Source organism: Salmonella sp. SA15303, assembly GCF_029962125.1.
GTDB lineage: Bacteria > Pseudomonadota > Gammaproteobacteria > Enterobacterales > Enterobacteriaceae > Salmonella > Salmonella enterica.
The window spans coordinates 3757946-3771933 of the sequence record NZ_CP123924.1 but is presented as its reverse complement, the minus strand read 5'-3'; the positions used below and the strand labels follow the sequence as shown (position 1 = coordinate 3771933).

Sequence of the window (13988 nt, the reverse complement as noted above, 5' to 3'; positions counted from 1 at the left end):
CCCGCGACAGAAGATCGTGCTATTTGTTAGCGTTGGGCTTCGGTGATATAGTCTGCGCCACCTGATCGCAGGTTTTTGGCTTTTTTCGGTCAGGTTAGCCGTGGTTTTACACGGCTTTTTTGTGGATACACAAAATCATTCAGGACGCATCGGGACGGCAGGCGAGTACGTTCCCGGCGTGCGCAGACAGCGCACGACAGGGGCGATGACGCGCGGTCATCCGCGAAGCGAACCGAAGAGAATGTGTATAAAGGCTTCAGTATTCCTGAGTACCGCTAAATCCTTTCAGGGACAAAAAACGCGTTATGTTGTCTGCAACTCAACCAGTAAGCGAAAATTTGCCAGCGCATGGCTGCCGTCATGTTGCAATAATTATGGATGGCAATGGTCGCTGGGCGAAAAAGCAAGGGAAGATCCGGGCCTTTGGGCATAAAGCCGGGGCGAAGTCCGTCCGGCGAGCGGTCTCTTTTGCTGCCAATAACGGTATTGATGCGTTAACGCTGTATGCCTTTAGTAGTGAAAACTGGAACCGACCGGCGCAGGAAGTGAGCGCGTTAATGGAGCTGTTTGTGTGGGCGCTGGATAGCGAAGTCAAAAGCCTGCACCGCCATAACGTTCGCCTGCGTATTATCGGCGATATCAGTCGATTCAACTCACGTTTACAAGAACGTATTCGCAAATCAGAAGCGCTTACCGCCCATAATACGGGTCTAACGCTGAATATCGCTGCGAATTACGGCGGACGTTGGGATATTGTCCAGGGAGTCCGACAACTGGCGGAACAGGTGCAGGCTGGAGTGCTGCGCCCCGATCAGATTGATGAAGAGAGACTAGGCCAGCAAATCTGTATGCATGAGCTGGCGCCTGTGGATTTAGTAATTAGGACTGGGGGAGAGCATCGCATTAGTAACTTTTTGCTTTGGCAAATTGCCTATGCCGAACTTTACTTTACGGATGTTCTTTGGCCCGATTTCGATGAACAAGACTTTGAAGGTGCGCTGCATGCCTTTGCTAATCGAGAGCGTCGTTTCGGCGGTACCGAGCCTGGTGATGACAAAGCCTGATGGGGGTTGCTTTTGCTGAAGTATCGCCTGATTTCTGCTTTTGTGTTAATACCCGCGGTCATCGCTGCGCTTTTTTTATTGCCGCCGGTGGGGTTCGCCATTATTACGCTGGTTGTCTGTATGCTGGCCGCGTGGGAATGGGGACAGTTAAGCGGTTTCGCCGCGCGTTCACAGCGGGTTTGGCTGGCGGTGCTGTGTGGTCTGTTATTGGCGCTGATGCTATTTTTGTTGCCTGAGTATCATCACAACATTCGTCAACCGCTGGTTGAGATGTCGCTTTGGGCATCGTTAGGATGGTGGGTTGTCGCGCTACTGCTGGTGCTATTTTATCCCGGTTCGGCGGCAATCTGGCGCAACTCAAAAACATTGCGTCTCATTTTCGGTTTGTTAACTATTGTGCCATTTTTCTGGGGCATGCTGGCGCTGCGCGCCTGGCACTATGACGAGAATCATTACAGTGGCGCAATATGGCTACTCTATGTCATGATCCTGGTCTGGGGAGCGGACTCTGGCGCGTATATGTTTGGTAAATTGTTTGGCAAACATAAGCTGGCGCCGAAGGTTTCCCCGGGTAAAACCTGGCAAGGGTTTATCGGCGGGCTTGCTACAGCTGCCGTGATCTCATGGGGTTACGGTATGTGGGCGAATCTGGATGTTGCGCCTGTTATCTTGCTGATTTGCTCTGTGGTGGCGGCTCTGGCTTCTGTACTGGGCGACCTCACCGAGAGTATGTTTAAGCGCGAAGCAGGAATTAAGGATAGCGGCCACTTGATTCCAGGCCATGGCGGCATTCTGGACCGAATTGACAGCCTGACGGCTGCCGTACCGGTCTTTGCTTGCCTGTTGTTACTGGTGTTCAGGACGCTCTAACGGAAGGTTTTATGCTGAGTATTCTCTGGAATCTGGCTGCATTCATCATCGCACTGGGCGTGCTGATCACTGTGCATGAATTTGGTCATTTCTGGGTTGCCCGGCGCTGCGGTGTGCGAGTTGAGCGCTTTTCCATCGGTTTTGGCAAAGCGCTCTGGCGTCGTACCGATCGGTACGGCACCGAGTATGTCATCGCCCTGATCCCGCTGGGCGGCTACGTCAAAATGCTGGATGAGCGCGCCGAACCGGTAGCGCCGGAATTGCGTCGTCACGCCTTCAATAACAAAACGGTGGGCCAGCGCGCCGCAATTATTGCCGCAGGTCCGGTTGCGAACTTCATTTTTGCTATCTTTGCTTACTGGCTGGTCTTTATCATCGGCGTCCCTGGCGTTCGTCCGGTCATTGGCGAAATAACGCCCAACTCGATTGCTGCGCAGGCGCAAATTGCGCCTGGTACGGAACTTAAAGCCGTTGATGGTATCGAAACCCCTGATTGGGATGCCGTGCGTTTACAACTGGTGTCCAAAATTGGCGATCAGCAGACGACGGTGAGCGTCGCGCCGTTTGGTAGCGACCAGCGGCAGGATAAAACGCTTGATTTACGTCACTGGGCATTTGAGCCTGATAAGCAAGATCCTGTATCTTCTTTAGGGATTCGGCCCCGCGGGCCACAGATTGAACCGGTACTGTCAGAAGTGCAGGCGAATTCCGCAGCCAGTAAAGCGGGTTTGCAAGCGGGCGACAGGATCGTTAAAGTCGATGGTCAGCCGTTAACGCAGTGGATGAAATTCGTGACGTTTGTACGCGATAATCCCGGTAAGCCGTTAGCGTTAGAGATTGAAAGGCAGGGGAGCGCCTTGTCGTTGACGTTAACGCCGGATACGAAATCGGTTAACGGAAAGGCGGAAGGGTTTGCAGGCGTGGTGCCTAAAATTATTCCTCTGCCGGAAGAGTACAAGACTATACGCCAGTATGGGCCTTTTAGCGCCATCCTCGAAGCCACGGATAAGACGTGGCAGTTGATGAAGCTGACGGTCAGTATGCTGGGTAAATTGATAACCGGTGATGTGAAACTGAACAACCTCAGTGGGCCGATTTCTATCGCTCAGGGGGCTGGGATGTCAGCGGAGTTCGGGGTGATTTATTACCTGATGTTCCTTGCGCTAATCAGCGTGAACTTAGGGATAATTAACCTGTTTCCGCTGCCCGTTCTTGACGGGGGTCATCTGCTGTTCCTGGCGATTGAAAAGCTTAAGGGCGGGCCGGTATCCGAGCGGGTTCAAGACTTTAGTTATCGCATTGGCTCGATTTTGCTGGTGTTGTTAATGGGGCTTGCACTTTTCAATGATTTCTCTCGGTTGTAAGAGAGTTAGTTAGGAAGAACGCATAATAACGATGGCGATGAAAAAGTTGCTCATAGCGTCGCTGCTGTTCAGCAGCGCCACCGTATACGGTGCTGAAGGGTTCGTAGTGAAGGACATTCATTTCGAAGGCCTGCAGCGAGTCGCCGTTGGTGCGGCTCTCCTCAGTATGCCGGTGCGCACAGGCGACACGGTTAATGATGAAGATATCAGTAACACCATTCGCGCTCTGTTCGCCACCGGCAACTTTGAGGACGTCCGCGTCCTGCGCGATGGTAATACCCTTCTGGTTCAGGTAAAAGAACGTCCGACCATTGCCAGCATCACTTTCTCCGGGAACAAGTCGGTGAAAGATGACATGCTCAAGCAAAACCTCGAAGCGTCTGGCGTACGTGTTGGCGAGTCTCTGGATCGCACCACGTTGTCTGATATCGAAAAAGGTCTGGAAGACTTTTACTATAGCGTAGGTAAATACAGCGCCAGCGTTAAGGCGGTCGTCACGCCGCTACCGCGCAACCGTGTTGATCTTAAACTGGTGTTCCAGGAGGGCGTATCGGCGAAGATCCAACAGATCAACATCGTCGGTAACCATGCCTTTAGCACCGAAGAACTCATTTCTCATTTCCAGTTGCGTGACGAAGTGCCGTGGTGGAACGTCGTCGGCGATCGTAAATACCAGAAACAGAAGCTGGCGGGCGACCTTGAAACCTTGCGCAGCTACTATCTGGATCGCGGCTACGCGCGTTTCAATATTGACTCCACGCAAGTGAGTCTGACGCCGGATAAGAAAGGGATCTACATCACCGTCAATATCACCGAAGGCGATCAGTACAAGCTTTCCGGGGTTCAGGTGAGCGGTAACCTGGCCGGACATTCCGCTGAAATTGAGAAACTGACGAAAATTGAACCGGGCGAGCTCTATAACGGCACCAAAGTGACCAAAATGGAAGATGACATCAAAAAGCTTCTGGGTCGCTATGGTTACGCCTATCCGCGCGTGCAGTCACAGCCTGAAATTAACGATGCTGACAAAACCGTAAAACTGCGCGTGAACGTCGATGCGGGCAACCGTTTCTACGTGCGTAAGATCCGCTTTGAAGGCAACGATACCTCAAAAGATTCCGTTCTGCGCCGTGAAATGCGCCAGATGGAAGGGGCGTGGCTGGGCAGCGACCTGGTTGACCAGGGGAAAGAGCGTCTGAACCGTCTCGGCTTCTTTGAAACCGTCGACACCGACACGCAGCGCGTTCCGGGTAGCCCGGATCAGGTTGATGTGGTGTACAAGGTGAAAGAGCGCAACACCGGTAGCTTTAACTTCGGTATCGGTTACGGTACAGAAAGCGGCGTTAGCTTCCAGGCCGGCGTTCAGCAGGACAACTGGTTAGGTACCGGTTATTCCGTGGGGATTAACGGCACCAAAAACGACTACCAGACCTACAGCGAACTGTCCGTTACTAACCCATACTTTACCGTTGACGGCGTGAGCCTCGGTGGTCGTATCTTCTATAACGACTTCCAGGCGGACGACGCGGATCTATCCGACTATACCAACAAGAGTTACGGTACGGATGTGACGCTTGGCTTCCCCATCAACGAGTACAACACGTTGCGTGCTGGTCTGGGTTATGTCCATAACAAACTGTCCAACATGCAGCCGCAGATCGCGATGGATCGTTATCTTGAGTCGATGGGACAATCTGCTGATACCAGCAGTTTTGCCGCTGATGACTTCACCTTTAACTACGGCTGGACCTATAACAAGCTTGACCGTGGTTATTTCCCGACGGACGGTTCGCGCGTCAATCTGACGGGGAAAGTGACGATTCCAGGTTCCGACAACGAATACTACAAAGTGTCGCTGGATACCGCGACCTATGTGCCTATTGATAACGATCACAAGTGGGTGGTTCTGGGGCGTACTCGCTGGGGTTACGGCGATGGTTTAGGCGGCAAGGAAATGCCGTTCTATGAGAACTTCTATGCCGGTGGTTCCAGTACCGTGCGTGGTTTCCAGTCGAATACTATCGGCCCGAAAGCGGTCTATAAAAATGGCGCCCACACTAGTTGGGACGATAATGATGATTACGAAGACTGTACTCAGGAATCAGGCTGTAAATCAGATGATGCGGTAGGTGGTAATGCCATGGCTGTCGCCAGCCTGGAATTTATTACCCCGACGCCGTTCATCAGCGAAAAGTATGCCAACTCGGTTCGTACCTCCTTCTTCTGGGATATGGGTACCGTTTGGGATACGAACTGGGATCCGTCATCTGCGCCGTCAGATGTACCGGATTACAGCGATCCAGGCAACATCCGTATGTCCGCGGGTATCGCATTACAATGGATGTCCCCATTGGGGCCGTTGGTCTTCTCCTACGCCCAGCCGTTTAAAAAGTACGATGGAGACAAAGCCGAGCAGTTCCAGTTTAACATTGGTAAAACCTGGTAATTGTTCACTGCAAAGGAATGCATTGGTAGTGTAGCGATGACTTTTGGCGATGCCCCCAGGGATCGCCAGGCCACGCAAAGAGCTGTACCTTCGGGTGCAAATGGGATGGTAAGGAGTTTATTGTGAAAAAGTGGTTATTAGCTGCAGGTCTTGGTTTGGCGATGGTAACGTCCGCACAGGCTGCTGACAAAATTGCAATCGTCAACATGGGTAATCTGTTCCAACAGGTTGCGCAGAAGACGGGTGTATCCAATACACTGGAAAACGAATTTAAAGGCCGTGCGGCTGAACTGCAAAAAATGGAAACCGATCTGCAATCTAAAATGCAGCGTCTGCAATCCATGAAAGCAGGTAGCGATCGTACTAAGCTGGAAAAAGACGTGATGTCTCAGCGCCAGACTTTCGCACAAAAAGCGCAGGCTTTTGAGAAAGATCGCGCTCGTCGTTCCAACGAAGAACGCAACAAACTGGTGACTCGTATCCAGACTGCGGTGAAAAAAGTGGCTAACGACCAGAGTATCGATCTGGTGGTAGACGCAAACACCGTTGCTTACAACAGCAGCGATGTGAAAGACATCACCGCTGACGTACTGAAACAGGTTAAATAAGTAATGCCTTCAATTCGACTGGCTGACTTAGCAGAACAGTTGGATGCAGAATTACACGGTGATGGCGATATCGTCATCACCGGCGTTGCGTCCATGCAATCTGCAACAACAGGCCACATTACGTTTATGGTAAATCCTAAGTACCGTGAACACTTAGGTTTATGCCAGGCTTCTGCGGTTGTCATGACGCAGGACGATCTTCCTTTTGCCAAGAGCGCGGCGCTGGTAGTTAAAAATCCCTACCTGACCTACGCGCGCATGGCACAAATTTTAGATACTACGCCGCAACCCGCTCAGAATATCGCACCAAGCGCCGTGATTGATGCGACGGCAACGCTGGGTAGCAATGTTTCAGTCGGCGCGAATGCGGTGATTGAATCTGGCGTACAACTGGGCGATAACGTGGTTATCGGCGCAGGCTGTTTCGTCGGAAAAAATAGCAAAATCGGGGCGGGTTCACGCTTGTGGGCGAACGTAACGATTTACCACGACATTCAGATCGGTGAGAATTGCCTGATCCAGTCCAGTACGGTGATCGGCGCGGACGGTTTTGGCTACGCTAACGATCGTGGCAACTGGGTGAAGATCCCACAACTGGGCCGGGTCATTATTGGCGATCGTGTCGAGATCGGCGCTTGTACCACCATTGACCGTGGCGCGTTGGATGATACTGTTATTGGCAATGGCGTGATTATTGATAATCAGTGCCAGATTGCACATAACGTCGTGATTGGCGACAATACGGCAGTTGCCGGTGGCGTCATTATGGCGGGTAGCCTGAAGATTGGCCGTTACTGCATGATTGGCGGCGCCAGCGTGATCAATGGGCATATGGAAATATGCGACAAAGTCACGGTAACTGGCATGGGTATGGTGATGCGTCCCATCACGGAACCGGGCGTCTACTCCTCAGGCATTCCGCTGCAACCCAACAAAGTATGGCGTAAAACTGCTGCACTGGTGATGAACATTGATGATATGAGCAAGCGTCTCAAAGCGATTGAGCGCAAGGTTAATCAACAAGACTAACGTTCCGCCTTGTAGTTGCCATTCTTTTCCGGCCTGTCACATTCATACGATTGCGGCAGGCCGTGTTATTATTGCCTTTTTGTATATTTGGACAGGAAGAGTATTTTGACTACTAACACTCATACTCTGCAGATTGAAGAGATTTTAGAGCTTCTGCCGCACCGTTTTCCGTTTTTACTGGTCGATCGCGTGCTGGACTTTGAAGAAGGTCGTTTTCTGCGTGCGGTGAAAAATGTCTCCGTCAACGAGCCGTTTTTCCAGGGGCATTTCCCGGGCAAACCGATTTTGCCAGGCGTGCTGATTCTGGAAGCGATGGCGCAGGCAACCGGTATTCTGGCGTTTAAAAGCGTTGGTAAACTGGAACCTGGCGAACTGTATTATTTCGCGGGTATTGATGAAGCGCGCTTTAAGCGTCCGGTGGTGCCAGGCGATCAGATGATCATGGAAGTCACTTTCGAGAAAACGCGCCGTGGCCTGACCCGCTTTAAAGGGGTTGCGCTGGTCGACGGTAAAGTCGTGTGCGAAGCAACCATGATGTGTGCTCGTAGCCGGGAGGCCTGATTCGTGATTGATAAATCCGCCTTTATTCATCCTACCGCCATTGTGGAAGACGGCGCTGTAATTGGCGCTAATGCCCACATTGGTCCCTTTTGTATTGTTGGGCCGCAGGTCGAAATTGGTGAGGGAACCGTACTGAAGTCTCATGTGGTCGTGAATGGTCAAACCAAAATCGGCCGCGACAACGAGATTTATCAGTTTGCCTCCATCGGTGAAGTGAACCAGGATCTGAAATATGCGGGTGAGCCGACCCGTGTGGAAATTGGCGATCGTAACCGCATCCGCGAAAGCGTCACCATTCATCGTGGTACAGTGCAGGGCGGTGGGTTGACGAAGGTGGGTAGCGATAACCTGCTGATGATCAATGCGCATGTCGCACATGATTGTACGGTAGGTAATCGCTGTATCCTCGCCAACAACGCCACGCTGGCGGGGCACGTATCAGTCGATGATTTTGCGATCATCGGCGGTATGACGGCAGTTCATCAATTCTGCATTATCGGTGCGCATGTGATGGTCGGCGGCTGCTCCGGCGTGGCGCAGGATGTCCCGCCGTATGTGATTGCGCAGGGTAACCATGCGACGCCGTTCGGGGTAAATATCGAAGGGCTGAAGCGTCGCGGCTTTAGCCGTGAAGGGCTGGTGGCGATTCGTAATGCCTACAAACTGTTGTACCGCAGTGGTAAAACGCTCGACGAAGCGAAGCTGGAAATCGCTGAACTTGCTGAAAAGCATCCGGAAGTGAAGGCGTTTACCGAGTTCTTTGAGCGTTCAACGCGCGGTCCGATTCGTTAATGGCGGCACAGCGTCCTTTAACGATTGCCCTGGTCGCCGGTGAAACGTCCGGCGATATTCTTGGCGCAGGCTTAATTCGTGCGCTGAAAGCGCGCGTACCCAACGCCCGCTTTGTGGGCGTTGCGGGGCCGCGTATGCAGGCCGAAGGGTGTGAAGCCTGGTACGAAATGGAAGAGCTGGCGGTCATGGGCATTGTTGAAGTGCTCGGACGTTTACGCCGTTTGTTGCATATCCGCGCCGATCTGACCCGCCGTTTTACCGAACTCAAGCCCGATGTCTTTGTCGGGATTGACGCCCCTGATTTCAATATTACCCTCGAAGGTAATCTGAAAAAGCAAGGGATTAAGACCATTCATTATGTCAGCCCGTCCGTTTGGGCCTGGCGACAGAAACGCGTTTTCAAAATAGGCAGATCCACCCATATGGTGCTGGCTTTTCTGCCTTTCGAAAAAGCGTTTTACGATAAATTTAACGTCCCGTGCCGCTTTATCGGTCACACCATGGCGGATGCCATGCCGCTGGACCCGGATAAAAATGCGGCGCGCGATGTGCTGGGTATCCCGCATGACGCCCATTGTCTGGCGCTACTGCCAGGCAGCCGTGGTGCGGAAGTGGAAATGCTCAGCGCCGATTTCCTGAAAACCGCACAATTGCTGCGACAGCGCTATCCCGATCTGGAAGTGGTAGTGCCGCTGGTGAACGCGAAACGCCGCGAGCAGTTTGAAAAAATTAAAGCGGAGGTTGCGCCGGATCTCGCCGTTCATTTGCTGGACGGCATGGCGCGCGAGGCGATGATCGCCAGCGACGCGGCGTTGCTGGCCTCGGGTACGGCGGCGCTGGAGTGTATGCTGGCAAAATGCCCGATGGTCGTGGGGTATCGTATGAAGCCCTTCACTTTCTGGCTGGCGAAACGTCTGGTGAAAACGGAGTATGTGTCTTTGCCTAACCTGCTGGCGGGAAGAGAATTAGTCAAAGAGCTGTTGCAGGAAGAGTGCGAACCGCAAAAACTCGCCGAAGCGCTGTTGCCGCTACTGGCGAACGGTAAAACTAGCCATGCGATGCACGACACCTTCCGTGAACTGCATCAGCAGATCCGCTGTAATGCCGATGAGCAGGCGGCAAATGCCGTCCTGGAGTTAGCACAATGATCGAATTTGTTTATCCACACACCCATTTAGTGGCGGGTGTGGATGAAGTGGGCCGTGGCCCGCTGGTGGGTGCCGTAGTGACCGCCGCCGTGATCCTCGATCCGGCTCGCCCGATCGTCGGTCTGAATGATTCCAAAAAATTGTCTGAAAAGCGTCGTCTGTCATTGTATGACGAGATTAAAGAAAAGGCGTTAAGCTGGAGTCTGGGACGCGCGGAAGCGCATGAAATTGATGAGCTGAATATTTTGCACGCCACCATGCTCGCCATGCAGCGCGCTGTCGCTGGACTGCATATTGCGCCAGAATATGTGCTGATCGACGGCAATCGCTGTCCGGCGCTGCCTGTGCCGTCAATGGCCGTGGTGAAAGGCGACAGCCGCGTGGCGGAGATTAGCGCGGCGTCTATTCTGGCGAAAGTCACCCGCGACGCAGAAATGGCGGCGCTGGATATCGTTTTTCCTCAGTATGGCTTTGCGCAGCACAAAGGCTATCCAACCGCTTTTCATCTGGAAAAGTTGGCACAGTATGGCGCGACGGCGCACCACCGACGCAGTTTTGCGCCTGTTAAACGCGCTCTGGGACTTGTGTCCTGATTCTTGTATCGAGAAATCTGAAGATGTCTGAACCACGTTTCGTTCACCTGCGGGTGCACAGCGACTACTCTATGATCGATGGGCTGGCGAAGACCGGGCCGCTGGTGAAAAAGGCGGCCTCATTAGGTATGCCTGCGCTGGCGATCACCGATTTTACCAACCTCTGCGGTCTGGTGAAGTTCTACGGAGCGGGTCATGGCGCGGGCATTAAACCCATCGTCGGGGCGGACTTTAACGTTCACAACGAACTGCTGGGAGATGAGCTGACTCATCTGACGGTACTGGCGGCGAATAATACGGGATACCAGAACTTGACGTTGCTGATCTCGAAAGCGTATCAGCGCGGCTACGGCGCGGCAGGCCCGATTATCGAGCGCGACTGGTTGGTAGAGCTTAAAGAAGGTTTGATTCTGATTTCCGGCGGACGCATGGGCGACGTAGGCCGCTGTCTGCTACGCGGCAACCAGGCGCTGGTGGAGGAGTGCGTTGCTTTCTATGAAACGCATTTTCCCGATCGCTACTTCCTGGAACTGATCCGTACCGGCAGACAGGACGAAGAGACCTATCTCCATGCTGCGGTTGAACTGGCTGAGGCACGTGGTTTGCCGGTTGTCGCGACAAACGATGTCCGTTTCCTTGAAAGCGATGATTTTGACGCCCATGAGATTCGTGTCGCGATCCACGACGGTTTCACGCTCGACGATCCTAAACGTCCACGCAATTATTCACCGCAGCAGTATATGCGCAGTGAAGAAGAAATGTGCGAGCTGTTCTCCGATATTCCGGAGGCGCTGGAAAATACGGTGGAGATTGCCAAACGCTGCAACGTAACGGTGCGTCTGGGTGAATATTTCCTGCCGCAGTTCCCGACCGGCGATATGACCACCGAAGATTATCTGGTCAAAAAATCGAAAGAGGGGCTGGAAGAGCGTCTGGCTTTCCTGTTTCCGGACGAAGAAGAGCGCAAAAAGCGTCGCCCGGAATATGACGAGCGTCTGGATATTGAACTACAGGTTATCAACCAGATGGGGTTCCCTGGCTACTTCCTCATCGTGATGGAGTTTATCCAGTGGTCAAAAGATAACGGCGTGCCGGTAGGGCCGGGACGTGGTTCCGGGGCTGGTTCGCTGGTGGCCTACGCGCTGAAAATTACCGACCTTGATCCGCTGGAATTTGACCTGCTGTTCGAACGTTTCCTGAACCCGGAACGTGTCTCGATGCCTGACTTCGACGTTGACTTCTGTATGGAGAAACGCGACCAGGTGATTGAGCACGTCGCAGACATGTACGGGCGTGATGCGGTATCGCAGATTATCACCTTCGGTACGATGGCGGCGAAAGCCGTTATCCGCGATGTGGGCCGCGTGCTGGGGCATCCGTACGGTTTTGTCGATCGTATCTCGAAGCTGGTGCCGCCCGATCCGGGCATGACGCTGGCAAAAGCCTTTGAAGCGGAACCGCAACTGCCGGAAATTTACGAGGCGGATGAAGAGGTCAGAGCGCTGATCGATATGGCGCGTAAGCTCGAAGGCGTCACGCGTAACGCCGGTAAGCACGCTGGCGGCGTGGTCATCGCGCCGACCAAAATTACCGACTTTGCGCCGCTGTACTGCGATGAAGAGGGCAAGCATCCGGTTACCCAGTTTGATAAAAGCGACGTGGAATATGCCGGGCTGGTGAAGTTCGACTTCCTCGGTTTGCGTACGCTGACTATCATCAACTGGGCGCTGGAGATGATCAACAAGCGGCGGGCGAAGAATGGCGAGCCACCGCTGGATATCGCTGCCATTCCGCTGGACGATAAAAAAAGCTTCGACATGCTGCAGCGCTCGGAAACCACGGCGGTCTTCCAGCTTGAATCGCGCGGCATGAAAGATCTGATCAAACGTCTGCAGCCGGACTGCTTTGAAGATATGATCGCGCTGGTGGCCCTGTTCCGTCCCGGCCCGTTGCAGTCAGGGATGGTAGATAACTTCATCGACCGTAAGCACGGTCGTGAAGAACTCTCTTACCCGGACGTTCAGTGGCAGCATGAAAGCCTGAAGCCGGTACTGGAGCCGACCTACGGCATCATTCTGTATCAGGAACAGGTGATGCAGATTGCCCAGGTACTTTCCGGGTATACTCTCGGCGGCGCGGATATGCTGCGTCGTGCGATGGGTAAGAAAAAGCCGGAGGAGATGGCCAAACAGCGTTCCGTTTTTGAAGAAGGCGCGAAAAAGAACGGTATCGACGGCGAACTGGCGATGAAAATCTTTGACCTGGTGGAGAAATTCGCCGGTTACGGGTTTAACAAATCGCACTCCGCCGCTTATGCGCTGGTTTCTTACCAGACGCTATGGCTAAAGGCGCACTATCCGGCAGAGTTTATGGCGGCGGTGATGACTGCCGATATGGACAACACCGAGAAGGTCGTCGGCCTGGTGGACGAGTGCTGGCGGATGGGACTGAAAATTCTGCCGCCGGATATTAACTCCGGGTTGTACCATTTCCACGTTAATGATGAGGGCGAGATCGTCTACGGCATCGGCGCGATCAAAGGCGTCGGCGAAGGGCCGATCGAAGCGATCATCGACGCGCGTAATCAGGGCGGCTATTTCCGCGAGCTGTTTGATCTGTGCGCGCGGACCGACACCAAAAAGCTCAACCGCCGGGTGCTGGAAAAGCTGATCATGTCCGGGGCGTTCGACCGCCTGGGGCCGCACCGCGCCGCGCTGATGAACTCATTGGGCGATGCGCTGAAAGCCGCCGACCAGCACGCCAAAGCGGAAGCTATCGGTCAGGCGGATATGTTCGGCGTACTGGCGGAAGAGCCGGAGCAAATCGAGCAATCCTATGCCAGCTGCCAGCCGTGGCCGGAGCAGGTGGTGTTAGATGGGGAACGTGAAACGTTGGGGCTGTACCTGACGGGCCACCCCATCAATCAGTATTTAAAAGAAATTGAGCGCTATGTCGGCGGGGTAAGGCTCAAAGACATGCATCCGACAGAACGTGGTAAAGTCACCACGGCTGCGGGGCTCGTGATTGCCGCAAGGGTTATGGTCACCAAGCGCGGCAATCGTATCGGCATCTGTACGCTGGATGACCGTTCCGGGCGTCTGGAAGTGATGTTATTTACCGACGCGCTGGATAAATACCAGCAGTTGCTGGAAAAAGACCGCATACTTATCGTCAGCGGACAGGTCAGCTTTGATGACTTCAGCGGGGGGCTTAAAATGACCGCCCGCGAAGTGATGGATATTGACGAAGCTCGCGAAAAATACGCTCGCGGGCTTGCTATCTCGCTGACGGACAGGCAAATTGATGACCAGCTTTTAAACCGACTCCGTCAGTCTCTGGAACCCCACCGCTCGGGGACCATTCCAGTACATCTCTACTATCAGAGGGCGGATGCGCGTGCGCGGCTGCGTTTTGGCGCAACGTGGCGTGTCTCTCCGAGCGATCGTTTACTTAACGATCTGCGTGGCCTCATTGGTTCGGAGCAGGTGGAACTGGAGTTTGACTAATACAGGA

The 13988-nt window shown here is 53.5% G+C and carries 11 protein-coding genes; all 11 read left to right on the top strand.

Translation table 11 applies throughout. The annotated features are described in order from the left end of the window. Positions 1 to 305: 305 nt before the first annotated feature. The 11 genes from ispU (at position 306) to dnaE (ending at position 13981) form a co-directional block, all read left to right on the top strand. Positions 306 to 1064: a (2E,6E)-farnesyl-diphosphate-specific ditrans,polycis-undecaprenyl-diphosphate synthase gene (ispU, locus tag QEN31_RS18715; protein ID WP_000947413.1), complete on the top strand. Its 759-nt coding sequence runs from the start codon at positions 306 to 308 to the stop codon at positions 1062 to 1064. A gap of 12 nt (positions 1065 to 1076) precedes the next feature. Further along, positions 1077 to 1934: a phosphatidate cytidylyltransferase gene (gene cdsA / locus QEN31_RS18710; RefSeq protein ID WP_000922421.1), complete on the top strand. Its 858-nt coding sequence runs from the start codon at positions 1077 to 1079 to the stop codon at positions 1932 to 1934. A gap of 11 nt (positions 1935 to 1945) precedes the next feature. After that, positions 1946 to 3298, top strand: a complete 1353-nt coding sequence (rseP, locus tag QEN31_RS18705; protein WP_000949017.1) for a sigma E protease regulator RseP — start codon at positions 1946 to 1948, stop codon at positions 3296 to 3298. 31 nt (positions 3299 to 3329) lie between these two features. Next, a complete protein-coding gene (gene bamA, locus QEN31_RS18700) occupies positions 3330 to 5744 on the top strand; it encodes an outer membrane protein assembly factor BamA (RefSeq protein ID WP_001240929.1) in 2415 nt (804 codons plus the stop codon). Positions 5745 to 5866: 122 nt separating this feature from the next. Beyond that, a complete protein-coding gene (gene skp / locus QEN31_RS18695) occupies positions 5867 to 6352 on the top strand; it encodes a molecular chaperone Skp (RefSeq protein WP_000758966.1) in 486 nt (161 codons plus the stop codon). Positions 6353 to 6355: 3 nt separating this feature from the next. Further along, on the top strand, positions 6356 to 7381 hold the full coding sequence (gene lpxD / locus QEN31_RS18690) for a UDP-3-O-(3-hydroxymyristoyl)glucosamine N-acyltransferase (RefSeq protein WP_001139265.1): 1026 nt from the start codon (positions 6356 to 6358) through the stop codon (positions 7379 to 7381). Positions 7382 to 7486: 105 nt separating this feature from the next. Then, entirely contained in the window at positions 7487 to 7942 is a 456-nt protein-coding gene (gene fabZ, locus QEN31_RS18685; RefSeq protein WP_000210741.1) for a 3-hydroxyacyl-ACP dehydratase FabZ, read from the top strand. Positions 7943 to 7945: 3 nt separating this feature from the next. Next, positions 7946 to 8734, top strand: coding sequence for an acyl-ACP--UDP-N-acetylglucosamine O-acyltransferase (gene lpxA, locus QEN31_RS18680; protein WP_000565950.1), 789 nt, complete (start codon positions 7946 to 7948; stop codon positions 8732 to 8734). Continuing rightward, the gene (gene lpxB / locus QEN31_RS18675; RefSeq protein WP_000741217.1) at positions 8734 to 9882 is read left to right on the top strand and encodes a lipid-A-disaccharide synthase; all 1149 of its coding nucleotides are present in this window, start codon (positions 8734 to 8736) and stop codon (positions 9880 to 9882) included. Before lpxA ends, lpxB begins: the two co-directional genes overlap by 1 nt. After that, positions 9879 to 10475: a ribonuclease HII gene (gene rnhB, locus QEN31_RS18670; RefSeq protein ID WP_000569411.1), complete on the top strand. Its 597-nt coding sequence runs from the start codon at positions 9879 to 9881 to the stop codon at positions 10473 to 10475. The genes lpxB and rnhB overlap by 4 nt, the downstream gene beginning before the upstream one ends. 23 nt (positions 10476 to 10498) lie before the next feature. Then, positions 10499 to 13981, top strand: coding sequence for a DNA polymerase III subunit alpha (gene dnaE, locus QEN31_RS18665; RefSeq protein ID WP_001294820.1), 3483 nt, complete (start codon positions 10499 to 10501; stop codon positions 13979 to 13981). Positions 13982 to 13988: the final 7 nt, after the last annotated feature.